Origin of the sequence: Streptomyces sp. NBC_01463 (assembly GCA_036227345.1) — a bacterium.
Lineage (GTDB): Bacteria > Actinomycetota > Actinomycetes > Streptomycetales > Streptomycetaceae > Streptomyces.
Map to the genome: position 1 here is coordinate 6,219,660 of CP109468.1, position 25,264 is coordinate 6,244,923.

The 25,264-nt window shown below is 70.5% G+C and carries 22 protein-coding genes; 12 read left to right on the forward strand and 10 right to left on the reverse strand.

Features of this window, described 5'->3' with window-relative positions:
- Positions 1-83: 83 nt before the first annotated feature.
- Positions 84-2,153: a DUF756 domain-containing protein gene (locus OG521_27415; GenBank protein ID WUW24293.1), complete on the forward strand. Its 2,070-nt coding sequence runs from the start codon at positions 84-86 to the stop codon at positions 2,151-2,153.
- 39 nt (positions 2,154-2,192) lie between these two features.
- On the opposite strand, the gene OG521_27420 is transcribed toward OG521_27415, so the two are convergent.
- Positions 2,193-3,008, reverse strand: a complete 816-nt coding sequence (locus OG521_27420) for a beta-lactamase family protein (protein WUW24294.1) — start codon at positions 3,006-3,008, stop codon at positions 2,193-2,195.
- 214 nt (positions 3,009-3,222) lie between these two features.
- On the opposite strand from OG521_27420, the gene OG521_27425 reads away from it, so the two are divergent.
- Both OG521_27425 and OG521_27430 read left to right on the forward strand, forming a co-directional pair.
- Positions 3,223-3,690, forward strand: a complete 468-nt coding sequence (locus OG521_27425) for a MerR family transcriptional regulator (GenBank protein WUW24295.1) — start codon at positions 3,223-3,225, stop codon at positions 3,688-3,690.
- The gene (locus tag OG521_27430; protein ID WUW24296.1) at positions 3,690-4,706 is read left to right on the forward strand and encodes an aldo/keto reductase; all 1,017 of its coding nucleotides are present in this window, start codon (positions 3,690-3,692) and stop codon (positions 4,704-4,706) included. The genes OG521_27425 and OG521_27430 overlap by 1 nt, the downstream gene beginning before the upstream one ends.
- Before the next feature lie 19 nt (positions 4,707-4,725).
- Here OG521_27430 and OG521_27435 read toward each other — a convergent pair whose 3' ends face one another.
- The 7 genes from OG521_27435 to OG521_27465 all read right to left on the reverse strand — a co-directional run bounded on the left by OG521_27435 (position 4,726) and on the right by OG521_27465 (position 12,646).
- A complete protein-coding gene (locus tag OG521_27435) occupies positions 4,726-5,934 on the reverse strand; it encodes an acyltransferase (protein ID WUW24297.1) in 1,209 nt (402 codons plus the stop codon).
- Entirely contained in the window at positions 5,931-7,025 is a 1,095-nt protein-coding gene (locus OG521_27440; GenBank protein ID WUW24298.1) for an alpha/beta hydrolase family protein, read from the reverse strand. The genes OG521_27435 and OG521_27440 overlap by 4 nt, the downstream gene beginning before the upstream one ends.
- 183 nt (positions 7,026-7,208) lie before the next feature.
- Positions 7,209-7,907, reverse strand: a complete 699-nt coding sequence (locus tag OG521_27445; GenBank protein WUW24299.1) for a response regulator transcription factor — start codon at positions 7,905-7,907, stop codon at positions 7,209-7,211.
- On the reverse strand, positions 7,904-9,322 hold the full coding sequence (locus OG521_27450) for a sensor histidine kinase (GenBank protein ID WUW24300.1): 1,419 nt from the start codon (positions 9,320-9,322) through the stop codon (positions 7,904-7,906). The genes OG521_27445 and OG521_27450 overlap by 4 nt, the downstream gene beginning before the upstream one ends.
- Before the next feature lie 169 nt (positions 9,323-9,491).
- Positions 9,492-10,454 (reverse strand): DUF4429 domain-containing protein, encoded by a 963-nt coding sequence (locus OG521_27455; protein ID WUW24301.1) that lies wholly within the window; start codon positions 10,452-10,454, stop codon positions 9,492-9,494.
- Positions 10,455-10,539: 85 nt separating this feature from the next.
- Positions 10,540-11,751, reverse strand: a complete 1,212-nt coding sequence (locus tag OG521_27460) for an alpha/beta hydrolase family protein (protein WUW24302.1) — start codon at positions 11,749-11,751, stop codon at positions 10,540-10,542.
- Between the two features lie 181 nt (positions 11,752-11,932).
- Entirely contained in the window at positions 11,933-12,646 is a 714-nt protein-coding gene (locus tag OG521_27465) for a TetR family transcriptional regulator (protein ID WUW24303.1), read from the reverse strand.
- Positions 12,647-12,763: 117 nt separating this feature from the next.
- Between OG521_27465 and OG521_27470 the strand changes: the two genes are divergently transcribed.
- Both OG521_27470 and OG521_27475 read left to right on the forward strand, forming a co-directional pair.
- Positions 12,764-14,374, forward strand: coding sequence for an MFS transporter (locus tag OG521_27470; GenBank protein ID WUW24304.1), 1,611 nt, complete (start codon positions 12,764-12,766; stop codon positions 14,372-14,374).
- A 176-nt stretch (positions 14,375-14,550) separates the two neighbouring features.
- A complete protein-coding gene (locus OG521_27475; protein WUW24305.1) occupies positions 14,551-14,913 on the forward strand; it encodes a peptidase inhibitor family I36 protein in 363 nt (120 codons plus the stop codon).
- Between the two features lie 76 nt (positions 14,914-14,989).
- On the opposite strand, the gene aceE is transcribed toward OG521_27475, so the two are convergent.
- Positions 14,990-17,731, reverse strand: coding sequence for a pyruvate dehydrogenase (acetyl-transferring), homodimeric type (aceE, locus tag OG521_27480; protein ID WUW24306.1), 2,742 nt, complete (start codon positions 17,729-17,731; stop codon positions 14,990-14,992).
- A 517-nt stretch (positions 17,732-18,248) separates the two neighbouring features.
- On the opposite strand from aceE, the gene OG521_27485 reads away from it, so the two are divergent.
- The 6 genes from OG521_27485 (at position 18,249) to OG521_27510 (ending at position 22,915) form a co-directional block, all read left to right on the forward strand.
- On the forward strand, positions 18,249-18,686 hold the full coding sequence (locus OG521_27485) for a DUF3052 domain-containing protein (GenBank protein ID WUW24307.1): 438 nt from the start codon (positions 18,249-18,251) through the stop codon (positions 18,684-18,686).
- Between the two features lie 202 nt (positions 18,687-18,888).
- Entirely contained in the window at positions 18,889-19,347 is a 459-nt protein-coding gene (locus tag OG521_27490; protein ID WUW24308.1) for a peroxiredoxin, read from the forward strand.
- Between the two features lie 150 nt (positions 19,348-19,497).
- On the forward strand, positions 19,498-20,073 hold the full coding sequence (locus OG521_27495; protein ID WUW24309.1) for a TerD family protein: 576 nt from the start codon (positions 19,498-19,500) through the stop codon (positions 20,071-20,073).
- A gap of 174 nt (positions 20,074-20,247) precedes the next feature.
- Positions 20,248-20,823, forward strand: a complete 576-nt coding sequence (locus OG521_27500; GenBank protein ID WUW24310.1) for a TerD family protein — start codon at positions 20,248-20,250, stop codon at positions 20,821-20,823.
- A 70-nt stretch (positions 20,824-20,893) separates the two neighbouring features.
- Entirely contained in the window at positions 20,894-22,027 is a 1,134-nt protein-coding gene (locus OG521_27505; protein ID WUW24311.1) for a DUF475 domain-containing protein, read from the forward strand.
- 153 nt (positions 22,028-22,180) lie between these two features.
- Positions 22,181-22,915 carry a Tellurium resistance gene (locus tag OG521_27510; GenBank protein ID WUW24312.1) on the forward strand — a complete coding sequence of 245 codons (735 nt, stop codon included), beginning with the start codon at positions 22,181-22,183 and terminating at the stop codon, positions 22,913-22,915.
- Between the two features lie 57 nt (positions 22,916-22,972).
- Here OG521_27510 and OG521_27515 read toward each other — a convergent pair whose 3' ends face one another.
- Positions 22,973-23,800 (reverse strand): TerD family protein, encoded by an 828-nt coding sequence (locus OG521_27515; GenBank protein ID WUW24313.1) that lies wholly within the window; start codon positions 23,798-23,800, stop codon positions 22,973-22,975.
- A gap of 221 nt (positions 23,801-24,021) precedes the next feature.
- Here OG521_27515 and OG521_27520 point away from each other — a divergent pair, with 221 nt between their 5' ends.
- Complete coding sequence (locus OG521_27520) at positions 24,022-25,191, forward strand: HpcH/HpaI aldolase/citrate lyase family protein (GenBank protein WUW24314.1); 1,170 nt, start codon at positions 24,022-24,024, stop codon at positions 25,189-25,191.
- The last annotated feature ends 73 nt before the right edge of the window (positions 25,192-25,264 follow it).

Genomic DNA, 25,264 nt, shown 5'->3' on the forward strand with positions numbered 1-25,264 from the left:
GCCGTTCGCCCCGGCGGCCTAGTTTTCGCAGGCACGCGCCGACGTTCCTCCCCCGAATCTCTCTCCCCCCAGAGGTGCCCCTGATGACTCTCCACACGACCGAGCCCTCGTCCCCCGACACCGAGAACGGCGTCGCGGGCGAGAACACCAGCGAGTTCCGCATCACCCGGCGCCGGATGCTCCAGACCGCCGCCGTCTCCCTCGGCGCCCTGGCGGCCGGCCCGGTCGCCGAAGCGGTCGGCGGGGCGCAGGCGAGTGCGGCCGAATACCACCTGCCCAAGGGCTTCAAGGGTGACATATCGGACCTGAAGCACGTGGTGATCCTGATGCAGGAGAACCGTTCCTTCGACCACTACCTCGGTCAGCTGCCCGGTGCGCGCGGACACCACGACAAGCAGGTCCTGAGATTCCAGGACGGCACCGACGTCTTCCAGCAGCGCGACGCCACCGGCGCCATCGTGACGCCCGCCGTTTCGACGGCCACCTGGAGCGACAAGCACAACTTCTACGGTGCCAACGAGGGGCGTTGGGACACCTGGGTGAAGGACAAGGGCGACCACTGCATGTGGTACTACACGCCCGACTACATGCCGTGGATGTACTCGCTCGCCTCCCAGTACACCGTCTGCGACATGAACTTCTGCTCACTGCACGGGCCGACCATCCCGAACCGCTACTACCTGATGACCGGTTCGGGCGGCGGCGAGGTCACCAACGCCGGCCAGAACAACTACTCCCGCAGCTGGACCACGGTCCCCGAGCAGCTCCAGCAGGCCGGCATCGACTGGCGGGTCTACTCCGACAACAGCGGCAACGGCGTCGCCGGCAGCCTCCAGAACGGTTACGTCGGCGAGTACGGCTGCAACGTCACCAACAGTTTCAAGGCCTTCGACCCCCGCACGGCGGACGAGGCCGACCTCGCGCCGGGCACCGGCAGGATCTGGAAGGCCAACTCCTTCGTCTACGAGGGCGCCACCACGCCCAACGACGACTCCGAGGCGAACCTCGACGCGGTGCTCCGCGACCTGATCGCGGCCTGCGAGCCGGGCGCCGAGCACCCGCTCCCCGAGGTCTCCTGGGTGGTGATGCCCGCCGCGTGGAGCGAGCACCCGGGCTTCGACACGGTGCACGGCGAGCGCTACATGAACAAGGTCCTCAAGACGCTCCAGAGCAACGAGGACATCTGGAACCACACCCTGGTGATCATCACCTACGACGAGAACGACGGAAAGTTCGACCACGTCCTGCCCCCGCGCCCCGAGGCGGGCACCCCCGGCGAGTTCTCCGGCACCACCCCGTACGGCTTCGGCCCCCGGGTCCCGATGCTGCTGGTCTCACCGTGGACCCGGGGCGGCTACGTCGCATCGGAGGTGTTCGACCACACCTCGACGATCAAGTTCCTGGAGACCTGGGCCACGCACCTGGGCAAGCCGTTCACCTGCCCGAACATCACCGAGTGGCGCCGCTCCATCGCCGGCGACCTGACCAGCGCGATCGACTTCGCACACCCGCGCCCGGGCCGGGTCGTCATCGCCGACCCGGTCACCGGCACCCCGCCGAAGCCGCCGCGCGACCGCCTGGAGCCGCGCGGCCTCTCCTTCCACCCGCACGCCACGCTCACAGAGGACCGCTCCGCCGGCACGGTGACCGCGTCCATGACGCTGACCGGCGGCCCGGCGGACAAGGCGGTGAGCCTCCAGGTCTTCCCCGACCAGTACCTCGCCTTCGCCAACACCCCGTACACGGTGAGCACGGCGACCCCTCGCTCGTACACCTGGAACACGGACGAGACCGACGGCAAGTACGCCTTCTCGGTCTACGGCCCCGACGGCTTCCTGCGCTCCTTCGCCGGCCAGGTGACTCCCGCGAGCGTGAGCACGAAGCACATCGGCATTCCGCGCGTGGCCGCGGAACTGCTGAAGGACAGGCACGCCACGGTCAGGCTGCGCCTGCACAACGACGGCCGCCGTCCTGTCCGTTACACCCTCAAGGCCAACGACTACGCCGGCGGCACCCGGAAGTACACCGTCCCCGGCGGCGCCTCCACGGTCGTGCACTGGCCGACCGAACACGGCTACTACGACGTGGTGCTCACCGCCGACACCGGGGCGGGATGGACCCAGCGGTACGCGGGGCGGGTGGCCACGGCCTGACGCCGACGAACGGGGCCCGGGGCGGCCGCCGCCGCCCCGCTAAGCCTGCAGCTCCGCCAGCACCGCGTCCGTGAACGGCGGCCATACCTCGGCCGCCCACGGGCCGAAGGCGCGGTCGGTGAGGGCGACGCATGCCGCGCCCGCCGTCGGGTCGATCCACAGGAACGTGCCGGACTGGCCGAAGTGGCCGAACGTCGCGGGGGACGACGAAGCGCCCGTCCAGTGCGGCGACTTGTGGTCGCGGATCTCGAAGCCGAGGCCCCAGTCGTTGGGGTTCTGGTGGCCGTAGCCCGGCAGTACGCCCTTCAGGCCGGGGTGGACGACGGTCTGGGCCTCCAGGACCGTGCGCGGGTCCAGGAGCCGGGGGGCCTGCACCTCCGCGGCGAAGCGCAGCAGGTCGTCGACCGTCGAGACGCCGTCGCGGGCGGGTGAGCCGTCCAGCGCGGTGGCCGTCATGCCCAGCGGCCCCAGGACCGCCTGGCGCACGTACTCCGGGAACGGGATCTCCGTCGCCTTCGCGATGTGGTCGCCCAGGACCTCGAAGCCCGCGTTCGAGTACAGCCGGCGGGTGCCGGGCGGGGCCGTCACCCGGTGCTCGTCGAACGCGAGGCCGCTGGTGTGGGCGAGGAGGTGGCGGACCGTGGAACCCTCGGGGCCCGCCGGCTCGTCCAGCTCGACCGCGCCCTCCTCGTACGCCACCAGTGCCGCGTAGGCGGCGAGCGGCTTGGTGACGGAGGCGAGCGGGAAGCGGTGCGCGGCGGGGCCGTGCCTGCCGAGGACGGTTCCGTCCGCTCGTACGACGGCCGCCGCCGCGGTGGGGACGGGCCAGTTATCGATCATCGCCAGGCTCTGCATGTGCTGGAGCCTATGGCTCCGGGGTTCCGTCCTCAAACGCCGGACGGGCCGGCTTTGTGCGGGTGCCCCGCGGGGCTCGGCGCCCCCACCAAGCCCGTCCGGCGCTTGAGGACAGAGACCCCGGCCCCGAACGAGGGGCAAGCGACAACCGAGGACCCGGCCCCGCAAGGGGCCCACTTGCTTCGAGTGCACTCCAAGGTTCTAGCGTGGAGGCATGACGGTGATGGAGACCACTTCGGCAGGAACGGACGCGGACGCCTGCGCAGCGGGCCCCCGGGCCCACCCGCGCCCCGAGGGCCAGGACCGCTACACCATCAGCGAGGTGGCCGCCCACACCGGGCTGACCGCCCACACGCTGCGCTGGTACGAGCGGATCGGGCTGATGCCGCACGTCGACCGGTCGCACACCGGCCAGCGCCGCTTCACCAATCGTGACCTGGACTGGCTCGCCTTCGTCGGCAAGCTGCGGCTGACCGGCATGCCGGTCGCCGACATGGTCCGTTACGCGGAACTGCTGCGCGAGGGCGACCACACCTTCGAGGAACGGCAGGAGCTGCTGGAGGCGACCCGCCGCGATGTGAGGACGCGGATCGCGGAGCTCCAGGACACCCTCGCCGTCCTCGACTACAAGATCGAGTTCTACGCAGGCGCCCGGCGGGCGCCGGAAAGGCCCAGTGCCTGATGACTGACCACAAGATCGCCACCGTGGAGCTCGGCAGCAACGGCCCGCAGGTCGGCGTCCAGGGACTCGGCTGCATGGGCATGAGCGAGTTCTACGGGGACACCGACGAGTCCGCGGCCCGGGAGACCCTGGAGACGGCGCTCGCCGCGGGCGTCACGCTCTTCGACACCGCCGACATCTACGGCAGCGGCGCCAACGAGACGTTCATCGCGCCCTTCGTCGGCGCGCACCGCGACGAGATCACCCTGGCCACCAAGTTCGCCATCGAGCGGCGCGACGACGACCCGCACTACCGGGGCGTGCGCAACGACCCCGCGTACATCCGGCAGGCCGTCGAGAACAGCCTGCGCCGGCTGAACACCGACGTCATCGACCTCTACTACATGCACCGCCGCGACCCGTCCGTCCCGCTGGCGGAGTCCGTCGGCGCCATGGCGGAGCTGGTGGCGCAGGGCAAGGTCAAGCAGCTCGGGCTCAGCGAGGTCACCGGTGCGGAGCTGCGCGAGGCGCACGCCGTGCACCCGATCGCCGCCCTCCAGTCCGAGTGGTCGCTCTTCAGCCGGGACGTGGAGCGCAGCGCCGTGCCCGCCGCCGTCGAGCTCGGCGTGACCTTCGTGCCGTACTCGCCGCTCGGCCGGGGCTTCCTGACCGGTGCGTTCGCCGACGCGGGCAAGGAGCTGACCGGGAACGACTTCCGGAAGTACCAGCCGCGCTTCACCGGCGACAACGCCAAGGTCAACGCCGCGCTGCTCGAACCCGTCCACAAGATCGCCGCCGCGCACGGGGCGACGGCCGCCCAGGTGGCCCTCGCGTGGGTCCAGCAGCGCGCCCAGGTGCACGGGCTGACCGTCGTCCCGATCCCCGGCACCCGCAAGAGCAGCCGGCTGCTGGAGAACGTCGGCGCGACCCGGCTCACGCTGACCGCCGAGGAACTGGCTCTGCTGGAGCCGATCGCCGGCCAGGTGGCGGGGGACCGCTACCCGGACATGAGCTCGACGTCCGCCGCGCGCGAGTAGCGGCCCCCGGGGCTCCGCCTCACGCCAGCCCCAGCGCGAAGACCGCGAACCCCGCCGCGAACACCCCCGCCAGCACGCGGCGGGCGTTCGCGGCGCGGGTCCCCGCCTGCCACGGCGCCTCGAACCTCCGCGCGTACCGCGCGATCAGCACCAGCAGCCCCGCGAACACCGGCATCCAGGCGACCCGCGCCAGGATCCAGCCGAGCGTGTCGGGACCCGTGGTCAGCCCGGGCACCGCACCGGCGAACGACGCGGGCACCGCCGCCGCCAGCATCGCCGTCTGGTGCCAGCACAGGATCGTCATCGCCGACAGGTTGACCACGACGACCGGCGCCCACACCAGCGGCCTGCGCAGCAGGGCGCCGAGCCGGTCGCGCACCAGGATCGCCGCGCCGCTCTGCGCGGCGGCCAGCGCCAGGACCAGCAGCGACGGCGGATGCGAATTGGTGCGCGCCTCGCCCGGCACCCCGACCATCGACGCCGGGTAGTGGAGGACCAGCAGCAGCGCCGCGAACAGGACGCCTCCGCCGACGAGCAGGAACCGGGCACCCCGCTTCCCGATCCGGCCCTCGCCCCAGGAGACGCCGAGCTGGTACGCGAAGAGCCAGCCCGGCAGGATGTTCAGCAGGCTCAGCCAGGACGGCATGCTGTCGGCGAGCGGCCCGTAGCGCAGCAGGTCGACGACGGCGACCGCGCCGAGCAGCGGGGCGGCCGCCCAGCCGCCGAGTCTGCGCGCCGCCCTGATGCAGAACGGCGTCAGCGCGGTGACCACCGCGTACACGCCGACGAACCAGAGCGGCTGGATCACCAGCGTCGAACCGGTCCGCAGCGTGTCGCCCGGCACGCCCAGCGCGGACAGCACCGGGATCAGCACCGCCCACACGGCGGTCACCCCGAGCACCGGCCGGCCGAGCCGGGCGATCCGGCCCCGCAGCCAGACCGCCGTGGTGGACCTCCGCCGGCGGTACGAGAGCACCGAGGCGTATCCGCCGACCAGGAAGAAGACGCCCAGCATCTGGAGCACCCAGCTGAACGGGGCGAGCCCGCCGAAGGCCGAGAGCGGACTGGCGTTGTGCAGCGCGCCGCCGCCGTCGAGCCGGAATCCGCCGAGCAGCCAGTGCCCGGTGGGCACGGCGAGCAGGGCGAGGGCGCGCAGACCGTCGACGGCACGGTCGCGGTGGGCGGGGGTACGGGCATCGATACGGGAGGCCAGGGCTCGCAGGCTCATCGCGGGCCCCCTTCCGCGTACGAGGCCACGGCGTACGGGCCGTCCACGGCGAACGTGCCGTCCGCGATCGCGGCGAAGGCCCGGAGCGATTCGGTGCCCGGGGCGAAGTAGCCCGTGTGCCCGTGGGCGTCCTCGGCGGGCACCCGGCGGGCGCCGAACGCGGCCGAGGCCGGGTCCTTGCCGTGGCCCAGTCCGGCGAACTCGACGTTCGGCACGTCGTCGATCCAGTCGTCGGGGTCCTTGGCGGCCCACACCCGCGCATCGGTGTGCAGATTGCCGACGTCGTCCGCGCGCATCCCGGGCGAGCCGAGCACGACCAGGTCGGTGGCGCGCAGCCGGGACGCGGCGAGGCCGCAGACGACGGAGCCGTAGCTGTGGCAGAACACCACGGGCGCGGGCACCCCGTCGGCCGCCAGCCCGTCCGTGAACCGGGTCAGCCGGTCCGCGCCGGCCTCGGCGAGCGAGCCGGTCGCGGCGTCCACCCCGACGCCGACGGGGGTGGTGTACCCGGCCCAGGCGATCACCGCGCTGTCCCGGCCGGTCTGCGCGTACAGCGACTTGGCCATGCCGGCCGGGGTGCCGTACACGTCGTTCGTGCGGTCGAAGGTCCCGGCGTCGATGTCCGAGCCGGGCACGACGACCGACACCCGGTGCGCGGTGCTCAGATCACCGAAGACCTCCGCCACTTGGCCGCGACCGCGCGGGTCGAACGCCAGGATCTGCCGCTGCGGATCGGCGGCGAGGCTCGCGTACCGGGGGTCGGGATCGGCCTTCAGGGCAAGGGCGTTGGCCCGGTAGCGCAGTTCGAGGGGTGCGCCGTCCAGGTTTCCGACGACGAGCGGATGCCGGACGGCCAGCGTCCGGCGGTCCTTCTCGCTCAACCCCCGGAAGAACAGTGCCACTTGTGCGGGAGTGTCCCGTGCCGGATCGGGCAGCTCCCGCCCCAGTACGTGATCCGAACGCCAAGCCGCGGTGCCGGGCGGCGGGCCCGTCAGGGCGTGTTGGGCGTTCCCCGATGCCCAGCCGGCCGTCCCGGCCACGACGGTCGTCGCCAGGGCGACCGCGACCAAAGTCCTCGCATAGCGGCGCATCGGACCCTCCCTCTCCGGCTGAACCGGCTTCCGCACGCCGTTCGGCGCGTCGGAGAGGAAGGTAGGAAGACGACGGGTGAGGGAGCGTCACACCGGGGGGCCAACTGCGGGGTGATACCCGGGTAGGGGGTGTACGGGGTGCGGGGTGCGCGGGGGCGTCCGGCGGCGGCAGCCGCTCTGTCCTCAGCCGCCGGACGGGCCGGGCGTGCCCGGTACCACAAGTCCCGCCTCGTACGCGAAGATCACCGCCTGCGCGCGGTCGCGCAGGTCCAGCTTGGCCAGCACACGACCGATGTGGGTCTTCACCGTCTGCTCCGCCAGCACCAGATGCCCCGCGATCTCCTGGTTCGACAGCCCGCGGGCGATCAGCTCCAGCACCTCGGTCTCGCGCGGCGTCAGTCCGTTCAGCCGCAGGGCCGCTCCGCCGCGCGCGGCTCCGGACGGCCGCTGCCGGGCGAAGTCCGCGATCAGACGCCGCGTCACGGACGGCGCCAGCAGCGCGTCGCCGGACGCCACCACCCGGACCGCCGAGATCAGGTCCGCCGGAGGGGCGTCCTTCAGCAGGAAGCCGGACGCCCCGGCGCGCAGCGCCTCGTACACGTAGTCGTCCACGTCGAACGTGGTCAGCATCAGCACCTTCGGCACGTGCACCACACCGGCCGGCGGGTTCAGGAGCTCGCGGGCCGCCGCGAGGCCGTCCATCTCGGGCATCCGCACGTCCATCAGGACCACGTCCGGGTGGGTGTGGCGGCTGACGTCGACGCCCTGGCGCCCGTCGGGCGCCTCACCGACCACGTCGATGTCGGTCTGTGCCGACAGCAGCGCCGCGAATCCCGCCCGCACCATGGCCTGGTCGTCGACGATGATCACGCGGATGGTCACGGGTCCTCCGGATGCAGGGGCGGGGCGGAAGAAGCAGCAGGGGCGGAAGAGGCAGGGGAGGCGGGAGGGGGTGAGGGCGGGGGCAGGGGCAGGCGTGCGGCCACCCGGAAGCCGCCGTCCGGCAGCGGGCCGGTGTCCAGCGTGCCGCCGGTCAACCGTACGCGTTCGCGCATGCCGACCAGGCCGTGTCCGGTCCCCGTCGTCTCCAGCGGAGTGTGCGGAGCGAGGGACGAACCCGCGCGCTCCGGCGGCCCGTTGACGACGAGCACCGTCAGATGGGCGCCGTCCGAGCTCACCGACACCCGGGCCGGGGCGCCGGAAGCGTGCCGGACCACGTTCGCCAGCGCCTCCTGCACGATCCGGTACGCGGACAGGTCCACCGTCTGCGGCACACCCGTCAGCCCGGCGGGCAGCGACAGTTCGACCGGCTGCCCGGACCGCACCGTCGCCTCCACCAGCTGCTGGAGCCGGTCGAGGCCCGGCTGGGGCGCCCGCTCGCCCTCCGTGCCCTCACTGCGCAGGACCACCAGCAGCCGCCGCATCTCACCGAGGGACTCGCGCGCGCTCGCGGCGATCGCGCCGAACTCCTCGCGCGCCTCTTCCGACAGCCCCTCCAGCCTGTACGGGGCGGAGTCCGCCTGGACCGTGATCACCGACATGTGGTGGGCGACCACGTCGTGGAGTTCGCGGGCGATCCTGGTGCGTTCCTCCAGCAGCGTGCGCCGCGCCCGCTCGGCCTCGCTGATGGTCTCCTGCTCGGCGAGGCGGCGCTGGGCGTCGCCCCGTTCCCGTACCGTCGCGCCGATCACCAGCACCACGGCGCCGAGGATGACCAGCAGGAGCGAGTTGTCGGTGCCGCGGTGGGAGGAGACCAGGAACAGGACGAGCCCCGCGATGCCGGTCGCCAGCCAGACGCCGATCAGCGCCTGCCGCCGCTCGCGCAGCGCCAGCGCCAGGAGCAGGAAGAGGTAGCCGACGAGGCCGGGCGGTGTCCACGGCCAGGCGTTGCTCTGCCCGCCCTCCTGCCCGAACAGCACGATCGCGCCCAGGATCTGGGCCGGGAAGACGATCCACCAGGCCTGCAGCGGGCGGTGCGCCAGCATCAGGAACGGGGCGGCCTGCGCGACGGCGAGCCCTCCCGCGATGCCACCGCTCAGGCCGTACTGGCCGGTCAGGACGGTGATCGTGACCGGGATGAAGACCGCGGCGAGGCCCACGACGACGACATAGGGCAGCATCCGCTGCCACCGCTTGGGGGCGGTGGCCAGGAACGGTGTCGGAGGGTGCGACGGGTGGGACAGCGCATGGCCGATCTCGCGCAGATTGCGCAGGGTGGCGCTCAGCAGACCGTCCGCCGGCGGGTGCGGGGGAGCGGTCGGCGGCGATGAGGGCGGGTGCGGGGAGGATGAGGGCATGGCCTGATCAGGGTAGGCAGCGAAGCCGTCCGGCGGCGTCATACCGGGGTCCCGGTCTGCCGCCGCGCGTCTCGTACGGGGGTATCACCCCGCCGGTACGGAAGAGGCGGGGGCGGCACCCGCCGGTGCCGAGGGGCGGCCGCGGGCCGGGGGCCCCGGACCGCCGCCGCTACAGCTCGGCGAGCAGCTGTGCCTTCTTCGCGCGGAACTCGTCGTCCGTCACCAGACCCGCCTGGTGCAGCTCCCCGAGGTGGCGGATCCGCTCGGCGATGTCCGCCGGGTCCCGGCGTCCCGCGCCCACCAGGGCGGCCGCGGCCGCTACGGGCGTGGTCTGCTTCCGGCGCACGGATTCCAGTACGGCAGCGGCGAAGGGCAGCGACTCGTGCACCGGGCCGTAGCCGAGGCCGAAGATCACCGCGGCCGGGTCCTGATCGGCCCGGGCCGGACGGGCCGCCGCCGGCGGCACGCTCGGCGCGGTGCTCGTCAGCAGACCCGACCCCGGGCCGGCGGCCGGGCCGGTGCCCGCACCGGTGACCGGACCCGCGCCCTCCAGCCCGCGCGGCACCAGCCGCAGATACCCCTCGAGGGCCTCGGGGGAACGCCACTCGACGCCGCTCAGCTCCGTGACCGGAAACGTCTGGTCGCCGGCCTTCCACTTCTCGGACGAGGCACCCGTCCAGAACCACCTGAAGGAGATCCGGTCCCCGTCGAAGCTGGCTCTGCCGTCGTAGGCCTTGAAGTGCATCGGTGCCTCGGGGGCCGCGACCATGAACCGGTCGGCGGGCTCGCCCGCCTCGGGGCCCAGCCGGGCGCGCAGCTCGTCCGCGTAGTACTCGGCGAGCGTCTCCCGTTCGCCCGGGAGCACCAGGCGGTACGGGTCGCAGCCGTCCTTCAGCTGCCCGGCCGCCGCCTCCAGCAGGGGGTCGGCACCCGGTCTCGGGACCGCACGCAGCACCACCGTGCCCCGCTTGCCCGGGGTGAGCGTCACCGACGACAGCGCGGCGTGCGGGACGCGGCGCTCACGCAGGCTCTGGAGGAGCCTCGGCGTACGGATACCCCGTTCGAAGCGGATGAGCACGGAGTCGGTGTCGAACTCCCAGGTGGCATGAATTCCGGCCAGCACATCACCCATGTGCCTCATCGTATGCGGCACTTGCCCGCTCGTCCCCCCTCGGAGTACCCGGCAATTCGCGGTCCGGCACGGTTCTCTACGCGCGTCAGACCGTCTCGCCGCCGGAAATCTGTTCGTGGCAGCCGCTGTCGGCCCGTGCACACGTCACCGCGGCATAGGCGCCCGTACCGATCGCGGCGAAGTTGCCGAGGCTCTCGGTACCCGGCTCGAAATAGCCGCTGTGACCGACCGCGTCACCCGCCGACGCGATCCGCGCGCCGAAGTCCGGATCGACCGGGTCGGCCCCGTGGCCCAGCCCTCCGACCTCCAGGTTCGGCACGTCCGCGATCCAGTCGTCGCGGTCCCGCATCGCCCACACATTGGCCCGGGTGTGCAGCTCGCCGGCGTTGTCGGCACGCATGCCGGGGCTGCCCGCGACCGCGATGTCCGTCACTCGTGGAGGCAGTCGGTCCGCGGCCACGCCGCACAGGACGGAGCCGTAGCTGTGGCAGAACAACGAGACGGGCGCGGTCCCCGGGAGCGCCCCGACGAGCGCGTCGAGGCGGACCGCCCCGCGCTCGGCGAGATTGCCCAGGGCCGCGTCCATGCCGATGCCCGCGGGTGCGGTGTAGTCGGCCCAGGCGATCACCGCGGTCCGCACACCGGGGTGTGCGGAGTGCTCGGCCGCGTACAGCGACTTGGCCATGCCGACGGGGGCGGCGTTGGTCTTTCTCCCCGTGCGCTCCAGCGTGAGCAGGTTGGTGTCGACGCCCGGGACGATCACCGAGACCCGTTCCGCGCGGTCGAGGTCGCCGAACACCTCGGCGGCGTGGCCCCGCCCGGACGGGTCGAACGCGAGGAAGTGCCGGTCGTCGGCGAGCATCGAGCGGAAGCGGTCCACCCGGCGGACCGCCTCGGCCCGGCCGTCCGGGGAGAGCCGCGGGTCGTGCACCCGCGTCTGCTCGGCGGTGCGGGCCTGTTGCAGCGCCAGCCGGTTCGCCCGGTAGCGCAGGGTGACCGGGGCGCCGTTCAGATTCCCCACCACCAGCGGGTACTTGCGGGCCAGCCCGGTGCGCTGGGTGTCCGTGAGCGCGGCGAAGAAGTGCGCCAGCTTGTAGGGCGGCGCGTCGGGCGCGGGGAGCGCCTGGCCCGCTATCGATCCCTTGGCCCAGGAGGCGAGTGCGACGGTGCGTGGCTCGTCGGAGCGTTGGTGACGCACGGCGGTCCACCCGGTGGTCGCCAGCATCACGAACACGACCGCGATGGCGAGAAGAGCGCGCCAGGCGGTGAGCGTGGGGGAGGAGTCGAAGGAAGTCACTTCGGCCCACATTAGGAGACGCGCGTAAGGCGCTGTTAAGGGGGTGACACACATCACCCGCCGGCGGGGAATGGAATGCCGTTTCCCTCACGCTGTGTACCGCCTTGCGCCACGCTCCGCCGCGCTCGGCGCAGCGTGAGTGCCGCAGCAGGGCGCTGTCGCACGCCTGTTGTGACGTCGGTCATGTGTGCGCCTGAGGCGTGCGGCACACGCCTCGGACGAGGGGGGCCGCCTCGGGCGGGTGTGCGTGCCAGTCACCGGCGAGGGCCGGACCGAGCTGGTCCAGATACTGCTCGGTCAGCGCCCGCAGCGAGTCCATGCTGCCGTCGCAGCCCCGCCCCCACAGCTGCCCGGTCACCCGCATCACTCCGGAGAACGCGGCGACGGCGACCCTCGGCCGCGGGTCCCGCGCGAGGTCCAGGCCCTCGCGGTCGGCGATCAGCCCGGCGATCTGTTCCTCCAGGGCGACGCCGCGGCGCATGTGCGCGGCGAGCAGCGAGGGCGTCGATTCGATCATCTGATAGGTCCGCATGTGGAGTTCGACCGGGATGATGGCCTCGATGGCCTCGCCGATACTGTTCCAGGCGCACAGCACCGCGCGGCGCATGGCCTCGAAAGGGGCTTCCGCGGCGGGACGTTGACGCAGTTCGAGAAGGAAGCGCGACTCCACCATGTCCTGCACGGCGAAGACGACCGACTCCTTGCCCGCGAAGTAGCGGAAGAAGGTGCGCTGGGAGACCTCGACGGCGTCGGCGATCTCGTCGACGGTGGTCTCCTCGTACCCCTGGGTGGTGAAGAGGCCGAGGGCGGCGTTGAGCAGGGCGTCCCGGGTGCGTTGCTTCTTCCGTTCGCGCAGCCCGGCCCGATGGCCTGCGGCTCGCTGCCCTTCGGTCACTGAAGTGATCCTCTTTCCCCTGCTTTGTCCGGCTCACCTTACCTGTGAGCTACGTGACAGTTACCGACTTGTGAATTGGTTTGTCAACTGTCAGCGGCTGACACTAATCTCCCGCGTATGACTAGTCAGCCCACCCTCGAGAAGGCTTCGCGGGAACCCCAGGAACCCCTCGCCCCCGCACCCGCGAAGGGGTTGCGCGGCCACCCCTGGCTGACGCTCTTCTCCGTGGCCATCGGCGTGATGATGGTCGCGCTCGACGGCACGATCGTCGCGATCGCCAACCCCGCGATCCAGCAGGACCTCGGCGCCTCGCTCGCCGACGTCCAGTGGATCACCAATGGCTACATGCTCGCGCTCGCGGTCTCCCTGATCACCGCGGGCAAGCTCGGTGACCGGTTCGGCCACCGCCAGACCTTCCTCATAGGCGTCGTGGGCTTCGCCGCGGCATCCGGGGCCATCGGCCTCTCCAACAGCGTCGTCCTGGTGATCACCTTCCGGGTGCTGCAGGGCCTCTTCGGTGCCCTGCTGATGCCGGCCGCGCTCGGCCTGCTGCGGGCCACCTTCCCGGCCGAGAAGCTGAACATGGCGATCGGCATCTGGGGCATGGTGATCGGCGCCTCGACCGCGGGCGGCCCGATCCTGGGCGGCGTGCTCGTGGAGCACGTCAGCTGGCAGTCCGTCTTCTTCATCAACGTGCCGGTCGGCGTGATCGCCCTCGTGCTGGGTGCGCTGATCCTCAAGGACCACCGCGCCGCGAACGCGCCGCGCTCCTTCGACATCGCCGGCATCGTGCTGCTCTCGACGGCGATGTTCTGCCTGATCTGGGCGCTCATCAAGGGCTCGGAGTGGGGCTGGGGCGACGTCAGGACCGTCGGCTTCCTGGTCGGTGCCGTCGTCCTGTTCATCGGCTTCGCCCTGGTCCAGCAGCGCGTCAGGGAACCGCTGATCCCGCTGGCGATGTTCCGCTCCGTGCCGCTCTCCGCCGGCACGGTCCTGATGGTGCTGATGGCGTTCGCCTTCATGGGCGGCCTGTTCTTCGTCACCTTCTACCTGCAGAACGTGCACGGTCTCAGCCCCGTCGACAGCGGACTGCACCTGCTGCCGCTGACCGGCATGATGATCGTCGCCTCGCCGCTCGCCGGCTTCCTGATCACCAAGTTCGGCCCGCGGGTCCCGCTCGTCGGCGGCATGGTGTGCACCGCGATCGCGTGCTTCGGCATGTCCCAGCTGACCATCGGCACCGGCACCGTGACCATGTCGATCTGGTTCGGTCTGCTCGGCCTCGGCCTCGCCCCGGTCATGGTCGGCGCCACCGAGGTCATCGTCGGCAACGCCCCGATGGAGCTCTCCGGTGTCGCCGGCGGTCTCCAGCAGGCCGCCATGCAGGTCGGCGGCAGCCTCGGTACGGCGGTGCTGGGCGCGGTCATGGCGGCCAGGGTCGACGCCGACCTCGCCGGCAACTGGAAGGAAGCCCAGCTTCCGCCGCTCTCCCCGGCCCAGCTGGAGCAGGCGTCCTCCGCCGTCAAGGTCGGTATGCCGCCCGTCGCCAAGGACACCCCGCCGGAGATCGCCGGGAAGATCGCGGGCGTCGCCCACCACACCTTCGTCTCGGGCATGAGCACCGCGTTCATGGTCGCGGGCATCGTCGCCGTCATCGCCGCGCTGGTCGCCACCCTGACCAAGCGCGGGGAGAACGCCGAGGCGGGCGTGGGCGCCGGTCACATCTGACCGGTCCCCGACGGCGCCGTCAGGCGTCAACACAGTGCGTACAACAGCCCCGCCGGAACGTTCCGGCGGGGCTGTCGCCTATCAGGGTGGTCCCGCCCCCGGACCCCTTCCCGTACCGCCGCCGGGCGGCTCAGGGTGAACGCGGAAGATCCACATCGACACGGGGGCTGATTCCTATGCGTACGACCGTTGTCGCGGCCGCCCTGGCCGCCACCGCACTCATCCCGCAGGCTCCGGTCCAGGCCGTGTCCGGCCGGCTCGGGGACTGCGGGAGCGGCCAGCTCTGTCTCTGGGCGAAACCCGACTTCACCGGCGCCCGGCAGGTCCACGAACTCTCCACCGTCGACATCGAGAGCTGCGTACCGCTGAAGGCGGGTGCCACCGTCCAGGCCCTGGCCAACCGCACGGGCCGGCCCGTCACCACCTACCAGTCGGCGGAGTGCGACGAGACCGGCGAGTTCGACACCTACCCGGGGGACGGCACCTGGGCCCCGCGCACCCCGTACCAGGTACGGGCCTTCAAGATCTGGGAGAACTGACCGCACGGAAAAGGCCGCGGGGCGGGCGGGAGCCGTCCGGCTCCCGCCCGCCCCGCGGCCGTTCGATCGTCCGTGGCTACGCGTCGCCGCCCGCCGCGCCCGGATCGGCCGCCGTCACGTCCAGCAGGTCGTACCGGTCGACCGCCGTCTTCAGCGCCGAACGGTCGATCTTCCCCTCCTTGGCGAGCTCCGTGAGCACCGCCAGGACGATCGACTGCGCGTCGATGTGGAAGAACCGCCGGGCCGCGCCACGCGTGTCCGCGAAGCCGAAGCCGTCCGCGCCCAGCGACTGGTACGCACCGGGCACCCAGCGCGCGATCTGGTCCGGCACGGACCGCATCCAGTCCGAGACCGCCACGAACGGACCCTGCGCACCGGACAGCTTGCGCGTCACGTACGGGACGCGCTGCTCCTCCTCCGGGTGCAGCAGGTTGTACCGCTCCACGTCCACGGCCTCGCGCCGCAGCTCGTTCCAGGAGGTCGCCGACCAGACGTCCGCCTTCACGTTCCACTCGTCGGCGAGGATCCGCTGCGCCTCGATCGCCCAGGGGACCGCCACACCGGACGCCATGATCTGGGCCGGGATCTCGCCCTTCTCACCCTTGCTGTAGCGGTGGACGCCCGCCAGGATGCCCTCCACGTCCACGTCCGCGGGCTCGGCCGGGTGCTGGATCGGCTCGTTGTACACGGTGAGGTAGTAGAAGACGTCCTCGTTCTCCTCGGGCGTCCCGCCGTACATCCGGCGCAGACCGTCCTTGACGATGTGCGCGATCTCGTACCCGAACGCCGGGTCGTACGCGACACAGCCCGGGTTGGTCGAGGCGAGCAGCTGCGAGTGGCCGTCCGCGTGCTGCAGACCCTCGCCCGTCAGCGTCGTACGGCCGGCGGTCGCACCCAGCACGAAACCGCGCGCGAGCTGGTCGGCCATCTGCCAGAACTGGTCACCCGTGCGCTGGAAACCGAACATCGAGTAGAAGACGTACACCGGGATCAGCGGCTCGCCGTGCGTGGCGTACGCCGAACCCGCGGCGATCAGCGAGGCCGTACAGCCCGCCTCGGAGATGCCGTCGTGCAGCATCTGCCCGGTCGGCGACTCCTTGTACGCGAGCAGCAGATCGCGGTCCACCGACTCGTACTGCTGACCCAACGGGTTGTAGATCTTCGCGCTCGGGAAGAACGCGTCCATGCCGAAGGTGCGGTACTCGTCGGGTGCGATCAGCACGAAACGCTTGCCGATCTCCTTGTCCCGCATGAGGTCCTTCAGGATGCGGACGAACGCCATGGTGGTGGCGATCGACTGCTGACCCGAACCCTTCTTCGCGGTCGCGTACGTCTTGTCCTCGGGCAGGACCAGCGGCTTCGCCCGCACCACCCGGGTCGGGACGTAACCGCCCAGACCCTTGCGGCGGTCGTGCATGTACTGGATCTCCTCCGAGTCGCGGCCCGGGTGGTAGTACGGCGGGTTGCCGTCCTCCAGCTGCGCGTCCGCGATCGGGATGTGCAGCCGGTCCCGGAAACGCTTCAGGTCCTCGGCGGTGAGCTTCTTCATCTGGTGGGTCGCGTTGCGGCCCTCGAAGTTCGGCCCCAGCGTCCAGCCCTTGACCGTCTGCGCCAGGATCACCGTCGGCTGGCCCTTGTGGGCCTTGGCCGCCGCGTACGCCGCGTAGACCTTCTTGTGGTCGTGACCGCCGCGCCCCAGGTGCAGGATCTGCTGGTCGGTCATGTCCTTGACCATGTCCCGCAGCCGCGGGTCGTCACCGAAGAAGTGATCACGGATGTACGCACCCGTCTCGGTGGCGTACGTCTGGAACTGGCCGTCCGGCGTGGTGTTCAGCTTGTTGACCAGGATGCCCGTGCGGTCCTGCGCCAGCAGCGGGTCCCAGGAGCGGTCCCAGACCAGCTTGATGACGTTCCACCCGGCGCCGCGGAACTGCGACTCCAGCTCCTGGATGACCTTGCCGTTGCCGCGCACCGGGCCGTCGAGGCGCTGCAGGTTGCAGTTGACGACGAAGGTCAGGTTGTCCAGGCCCTCACGGGCGGCGATGGACAGCTGGCCCAGCGACTCCGGCTCGTCCATCTCGCCGTCGCCGAGATACGCCCAGACGTGCGAATCGGAGGTGTCGGCGATGCCGCGCGCCTCCATGTAGCGGTTCATCCGCGCCTGGTAGATCGCGCCGAGCGGGCCCAGGCCCATCGACACGGTCGGGAACTCCCAGAAGTCCGGCATCAGCCGCGGGTGCGGGTAGCTGGACAGCCCGTTCGGCGCCTTCGACTTCTCCTGGCGGAACGCGTCGAGCTGCGCCTCGCTCAGCCGGTCCAGCAGGAAGGCGCGGGCGTAGATCCCGGGGGAGGCGTGCCCCTGGAAGAAGATCTGGTCGCCGCCGCGCCCGTCGTCCTTGCCGCGGAAGAAGTGGTTGAAACCCACGTCGTACAGCGAGGCGGACGAGGCGAACGTGGCGATGTGACCGCCCACGCCGATCCCCGGACGCTGCGCCCGCGACACCATCACCGCCGCGTTCCAGCGGGTCGCGTTGAGGACCTTGCGCTCGATCTCCTCGTCGCCGGGGAAGAACGGCTCGTCCTTCGTGGCGATCGTGTTCACGTAGTCCGTGCTGCGCATCTCCGGCACGGCGACACGCTTCTCGCGCGCGCGCTCGATGAGCCGGAGCATGAGGTAGCGGGCCCGCTCACGGCCTCGCTCGTCGACGGCGGCGTCGAGGGAGTCGAGCCATTCCTGGGTCTCTTCGGGATCGAAATCCGGGACCTGACTCGGAAGGCCGCCAATGATGATCGGGTTGCGATCGGATCCGGAAGCCACGCTGTTCCTTCGCTGTTCGGTGCTGCTCTACGGGGCCTGGTAACGGGAGTCACGCCCCCGGGACATCTGCGCGTACGCCATCCCATCGTGTACCGCGAGGACGTAAACGTCATCTCTACCGAGAGGTAACCACCGGCTTTCGCGACACCGTGCCCCGAGGGGCGCACGGGCCGCGCCGGAGCGGGATTCCGGCCGGTCGGGAGGCATCGGGCAGGATGGGTCGGGCGAAACCGCAACCATACGCCCAAGGGGTCCAAACGTTCCCGAATGCTGTTCGACTCCGTTTGCCGGACCGATACCGCATAAGCTGTTCAAGGACGTAAAGGGTGTGGACGGCAGCGCCGGCTCCCGCAGGGGACCCGCCGACAAGGCGGCGACGTGGCAGGAAACGTCACCGTTTAGGCGGTCTCGTACGCTGGGTACTTGCGCGATCCGCCGCTCCCGTGTGGACTACGGCCAACGCCCCGCGCACGCGCGTGGCTGAAGCATTTTCCGAAACATGATCAGGAGGCAACCCGTGAGCGCGACCGCGGACCACGCGGAGGAGCGGACCAACCCGGCAGCACGCCTGGGGTTCGAGCCCGGACAGGTGGTCCAGGAGATCGGCTACGACGACGACGTCGAGCTGGAGCTCCGTGAGGGCATTGAGGCCACTACCGGCCAGGATCTCGTCGATGAGGAGTACGACGACGTCGCAGACGTCGTCCTGCTCTGGTTCCGCGACGAGGACGGCGACCTTACGGACGCGCTGGTGGATGCCATTGGTCTGCTCGAGGACGGCGGTACGGTCTGGCTGATGACGCCGAAGACCGGCCGTGACGGATACGTCGAGCCGAGCGACATCAACGAGGCTGCCCAGACAGCCGGTCTCGCCCAGACCAAGAGCATCAGTGCGGGCAAGGACTGGACGGGCAGCCGTCTGGTCACGCCGAAGGCGGCCAAGGCCAAGCGCTGAACCGCACTCGCCCCTGAAGGCCCCCGACGGCGACACGCCGTCCGGGGCCTTCGTACATTCCCCGCCGTCCCCCTCCCCATCCCCTTCCTCCCCCGTCCGCAGGAAGCTTCCACGGGTGCCGTACGGCCCCCGCACGGCTCTGCGTAGGGTGGGAGTCACCCGGACGGCCCAGCCCGGGCGACGTAGCGAAGGGACGCGTTTCATGGCGATCGAGGTCGGCACCCAGGCCCCGGATTTCGAGCTCAAGGACAACCACGGCCGGACCGTGAAGCTCTCCGACTTCCGTGGTGAGAAGAACGTGGTGCTGCTGTTCTACCCGTTCGCCTTCACCGGGGTCTGCACGGGCGAGCTCTGCGCGCTCCGCGATGAACTGCCCGCGTTCGAGAACGACGACACGCAGCTGATCGCCGTCTCCAACGACTCCATCCACACCCTGCGCGTCTTCGCCGAGCAGGAGGGCCTCGAGTACCCGCTCGTCTCGGACTTCTGGCCGCACGGCGCGACCTCGCGCGCGTACGGCGTCTTCGACGAGGACAAGGGCTGCGCGGTGCGCGGCACCTTCATCATCGACAAGGAGGGCGTGGTGCGCTGGACGGTCGTCAACGGCCTGCCCGACGCGCGCGACCTCAACGACTACGTCAAGGCGCTCGGCGCGCTCTGATCCGAGATCCGGTGGATCTCCGGGCGACCCCCCGCCGAAAGCCTGTTTTGGCCGGGAACCGGTCACTAGGATCCACTCGTTGATCCGATGCCAACACGACGTGGAGGCGCCGGCACCGGCCGGCCCCCAAAGAAACCAATGGGAGGACTCGTGGGAGTCAGCCTCAGCAAGGGCGGCAACGTCTCGCTGACCAAGGCCGCGCCCAACCTGACCGCGGTCATCGTGGGTCTGGGCTGGGACGCTCGTACCACCACCGGCGGAGACTTCGACCTCGACGCCAGCGCCCTGCTCACGAACGCCGAGGGCAAGGTCGGCAACGACGGCAACTTCGTCTTCTTCAACAACCTCAAGAGCCCCGACGGCTCGGTCGAGCACACCGGTGACAACCTCACCGGTGAGGGCGAGGGCGACGACGAGGTCATCAAGGTCAACCTGGCCGGTGTCCCGGCCGACGTCGACAAGATCGTCTTCCCGGTCTCGATCTACGAGGCCGAGTCCCGTCAGCAGAGCTTCGGCCAGGTGCGCAACGCGTACATCCGCGTGGTCAACCAGGCGGACAACACCGAGCTCGCGCGCTACGACCTGAGCGAGGACGCCTCGACGGAGACCGCGATGGTCTTCGGCGAGCTCTACCGCAACGGTGCGGAGTGGAAGTTCCGCGCCATCGGCCAGGGCTACGCCTCGGGTCTGCGCGGCATCGCGCAGGACTTCGGCGTCAACGTCTAGCAGGACCCGTCCGGGGCCGCGTGCGCGCGGCCCCGGACGGCACCAGCACGTCCCGTCCGGCGCCGCACCCCGTGCGGCGCCGGACGCGCTCAGCCGACGGATTCACCGGTCTCGGCATCGGCCGGCGGATCCGCCGGTTCCACACACGGTTCATCGACTCGGGGAGGACACACCATGGGCGTCACGCTCGCCAAGGGAGGCAATGTCTCCCTCTCCAAGGCCGCACCCAATCTCACCCAGGTGCTGATCGGGCTCGGCTGGGACGCACGATCCACGACGGGGGCGGACTTCGACCTCGACGCCAGCGCACTGCTGTGCCAGTCGGGCCGGGTGCTCGGCGACGAATGGTTCGTGTTCTACAACAACCTCACGAGTCCCGACGGCTCCGTGGAGCACACCGGTGACAACCTCACGGGTGAGGGCGAGGGCGACGACGAGTCGGTCATCGTGCATCTCGACCAGGTGCCGGCCCACTGCGACAAGATCGTCTTTCCGGTCTCGATCCACGAGGCCGACAATCGCGGTCAGACATTCGGCCAGGTCAGCAATGCGTTCATCCGCGTGGTCAACCAGGCCGACGGCCAGGAACTCGCGCGTTACGACCTCAGCGAGGACGCCTCGACGGAGACAGCGATGATCTTCGGCGAGCTCTACCGCTACAACGGCGAGTGGAAGTTCCGTGCAGTCGGGCAGGGGTACGCGTCGGGGCTGCGGGGCATCGCTCTAGACTTCGGGGTCAACGTTTCGTAAAGCCGCGCACGGCGCGGGGGAGCCCCGTGCTCTTCGGGGGAGACCCGTTACATACATGATGGGGTAGCCAGTGGTTCTGAAAACCTTCGGCTGGTCGTTCGCGATTACCGCGATCGGTCTGGTCGCAGCGTGGTTCTACGGGGGGTGGGAAGCCTTCGGAGTGGTGGCGATCCTTTCCGTCCTGGAGATCTCGCTGTCCTTCGACAACGCGGTGATCAACGCCGGAATCCTGAAGAAGATGAGTGCCTTCTGGCAGAAGATCTTCCTCACGGTCGGCGTGCTCATCGCGGTCTTCGGTATGCGGCTGGTATTCCCCGTCGTGATCGTGGCCATCACCGCCAAACTGGGACCGATCGAGGCGATCGATCTTTCCTTCAACGACCCGGACCGCTACAAGGAACTGGTCACCGACGCCCACCCGGCGATCGCCGCCTTCGGTGGCATGTTCCTGCTCATGATCTTCCTCGACTTCATCTTCGAGGACCGTGACATCCAGTGGCTGCGCTGGATCGAGCGCCCGCTCGCCAAGCTCGGCAAGGTCGACATGCTGTCGGTCTGCATCGCCCTGATCGTCCTCCTGATCTCGGCCATGACCTTCGCGACCCAGGCGCACCAGCACGGCGGCGGACACGCGGACAAGGCCGAGACGGTCATGCTCGCCGGCATCGCCGGTCTGATCACGTACCTCATCGTCGGCGGTCTCTCCGGCTTCTTCGAGAACAAGCTCGAGGAAGAGGAGGAACGCGAGCACGAGGCGGAGGAGGAGGCCAGGCGGACCGGCAAGAAGATCTCCGCGGTCGCCCTCTCCGGCAAGGCCGCGTTCTTCATGTTCCTCTACCTGGAAGTGCTCGACGCGTCCTTCTCGTTCGACGGTGTCATCGGCGCCTTCGCTGTCACCAACGAGATCGTGCTGATGGCGCTGGGCCTCGGTATCGGTGCCATGTACGTCCGTTCGCTCACGGTCTACCTGGTCCGCCAGGGCACCCTGGACGACTACGTCTACCTGGAGCACGGCGCGCACTACGCGATCGGCGCCCTGTCGATCATCCTGCTCGTCACGATCCAGTACGAGATCCACGAGCTCATCACCGGTCTCGTCGGTGTCGTCCTGATCGCCTGGTCCTTCTGGTCCTCGGTCCGGCGCAACAAGGCCATCGAGGCCGACGGCGGTGAAGGCAGTACGGAAGTCTCCGCCGGGGTGTGACCCGGTAGGGATTGAGGAACGCTCTCTGCGGGGCGGCTCGTGCGGCAACGGTTGTGGGGAACACCATGACCGGCCCGGAGCCGCCCCGCAGTGGTGCGTGCGTCGCGTGTGCCGCATGCGACGGGTGCGGGGCCGAGAGGTGTGGGGGTTGGCATGGCGTTCTGGAACAGCCTGTGGCCGGGGCGGGAAGCGCAGTTCGAGTCGGGCAACTCGGCGACGAGCTCCATCGTGCTCTCCAGGAGGCACGCCACGGTCTCGCTGACCAAACAAGGGGCACTGACCGGCAATCTGCGGGTCAACCTCTCCTGGCAGATGCGTTCGTCCGACATCGAGGGCCGGTCACGGCAGAGCGGCCGGCTGCTGCGGCCGCTCAAGCTCTTCAAGCCCGACGTGGTCCAGGCGCACACGCAGGGCGTGGTCAACGTCGACCTGGACCTCGGCTGCATGTACGAGCTGGCGGACGGGACGAAGGGCGTGGTGCAGCCGCTCGGCAACCTGATCGGCGATCTGAACGGCCCGCCGTTCATCCGGCTCAGCGGTGACGACCGCTTCGGGGCGCCGTCCGGGGAGACCGTCTACGTCAACCTCGACCAGCGCGAGCAGATCAAGCGGATGCTGTTCTTCGTCTACATCTACGACCAGACCCCGGCCTTCGACCGCACCCACGCCAAGGTGACGCTCTACCCGGGCAACGGTCCGCGCATCGAGATCGAGCTGGACGAACGGGCCCCGCAGGCCCGCTCCTGCGCGGTGTTCACGGTGGAGAACATCAAGGACGAGCTGATCGTGCGGCGCGAGGTGAAGTTCGTGTACGGCTTCCAGTCGGAGCTGGACCGGCTGTACGGCTACGGCATGCAGTGGGGGCGCGGCTACAAGACCAGGGCGTAGCCGCGCCTGTCGCCCTCCGGCCCGGATCCGGTCCGGAGGCGTACGGACGGGGCCGGGTCAGGGCCGTATGAACTGCGGCCCCTGCGGTGGCAGGACGAAGTTCGGGTCGGGCGCGTGGGCGGCCGCCGCCGCGGGCTGCGGATAGCCGTAGGCGGGCTGTGCGGAGGACGGCTGGGGGTAGCCGTACGCGGGCTGCGGCGCGGGCTGGGCAGGAGCCGCGGCGGGCTGCGGGTAGCCGTACGCGGGCTGCTGGTGCTGGACCGTGGCCTGCGAGTCCGGGCCGGGCGCCGGTGCGGGCGGGAAGGCGGGGGCGGGCGGCGGGGTCGGACCGGGGTCGGCCGCGGTCTCGTCCACCGAAATCCCGAAGGCCGTCGCGAGACCGACGAGACCGGTCGGATAGCCCTGCCCCACGGCCCGGAATTTCCAGCCATCGCCGCGCCGGTAGAGCTCGCCGCAGATGATGGCGGTCTCCTCGCCCGTCTCCGGCCGCACGTCGAACACGGCGAGCGGCTCGCCGCCCGACGCGGCGGCGTCGTAGAGCAGGATGCGGAGGTCGCGCACCTGCTCGAAGGCGGCCCCGTCGGACGACGCGGCGATGACGACCTGGTCGACCGAGGGGTCGAGTGCGTTCAGGTCGGCCTCGATGGTGTCCGTCAGCCCCTCGGCCAGGCTGCGCTTCGGCAGCCGTCGTACCAGGCCGGAGGGGTGGCGGGGCTGGTTGTAGAAGACGAAGTCCTCGTCGGAGCGCACGCGGCCGCCGGCTCCGAGCAGCAGGGCCGAGGCGTCGACGTCCGGCACCCCGGAGCCCGGGGTCCAGCGCAGCACGGCCCGTACGGCCATGGCGTCGAGGGGGACGTTCGAGCCTTTCACCATCGCGTGCGTCATGCCGGTCATCCTGCCTGCTGGCAGCCCCTGCGGACAACGCGGGGGTCGCAAGCCGTGTCTCGCCGAAATGTCGGAACGGGCGCCTCCGCGCCCTTCGGAACCATCGCGAAATGGACGAGTTACCCGGAATTCATGCGGACAGGGAACTGCCGACACCCGTCCGTACGTACTATTACCGGCCACACGTTGTCCGGTCGGTCAGGGAGTACGGGGGGAATCACATGCGTCATTTCGGGCATATTGCGCCTGCTGCGAGGGGCGATCTGTTCTTCCGGGAACCGTGTGACTTCGACGCCGGCTCCCCGGCCCCCGTCCTCGCGGCCGCCCTGGGCGCCACGCTCTACAGCCCCGCCACGCGGCCCGCTCTCGCCGACGACGTCATCAAGCAGGCCGCCCGCGGTGTCGTCTCCATGGTGCTGTGCCTGGAGGATTCGATCGACGACTCCGAGGTGGCCGACGCCGAGGAGAACCTGGTCAGGCAGTTCGCCGATCTGGCCGGGCGCGACGGGGCGCTGCCGCTGCTGTTCATCCGGGTCCGTGAACCGCACCAGATCACCGACCTGGTGCGCCGGCTCGGCGAGTCCGCCCGATTGTTGTCCGGTTTCGTACTTCCCAAGTTCACGCACGAGCGTGGTGTGCCGTTCATGGAGGCCCTCACCAAGGCCGAGGCCGAGGGCGTCGACGGGCTGCGGCTCTTCGCCATGCCCGTGCTGGAATCCCCCGAACTGCTGCACCTGGAGACCAGGCGGGAAGTCCTCCACAAGATCGCCCGCACCGTCGACACCTACCGTGACCGGGTGCTCGCGCTGCGGCTCGGCGTCACCGACTTCTGCTCGGCGTACGGACTGCGCCGGGCACCCGACATGACGGCGTACGACGTCCGGATCGTCGGCGACGTCATCGCCGACGTGGTCAACGTGCTGGGCCGGGCGGACGGGACGGGCTTCACGATCACCGGCCCCGTCTGGGAGTACTTCAGACTCCAGGAGCGCATGTTCAAGCCACAGCTGCGCCGCAGTCCCTTCCTGGAGGGCCGGGCGGAGGAACTGCGCACCGCGCTGATCGAGCACGACCTGGACGGGCTGCTGCGGGAGATCGAGCTCGACCGGGCCAACGGCCTGCTCGGCAAGACCTGTATCCACCCCTCGCACGTGGCCCCCGTGCACGCGCTGTCGGTGGTCAGCCATGAGGAGTTCAGCGACGCGCAGGACATCCTGCGGCCGGAGCGGGGCGGCGGCGGGGTGCTGCGCTCCTCGTACACGAACAAGATGAACGAGGTGAAGCCGCACCGCGCCTGGGCCGAGCGCACACTGCGGCGGGCCGAGGTCTTCGGCGTGGCGAAGGAGGACGTCGGCTTCGTGGACCTGCTGGCGGCGAGCCTCGCGGAGTGAGCGGAGCAGGTGCGCGGGTTCCCCCGGGCCCCGGACGGGCCCGCAGGTGCGGGTGCGCGGGGCGCGTGATGCT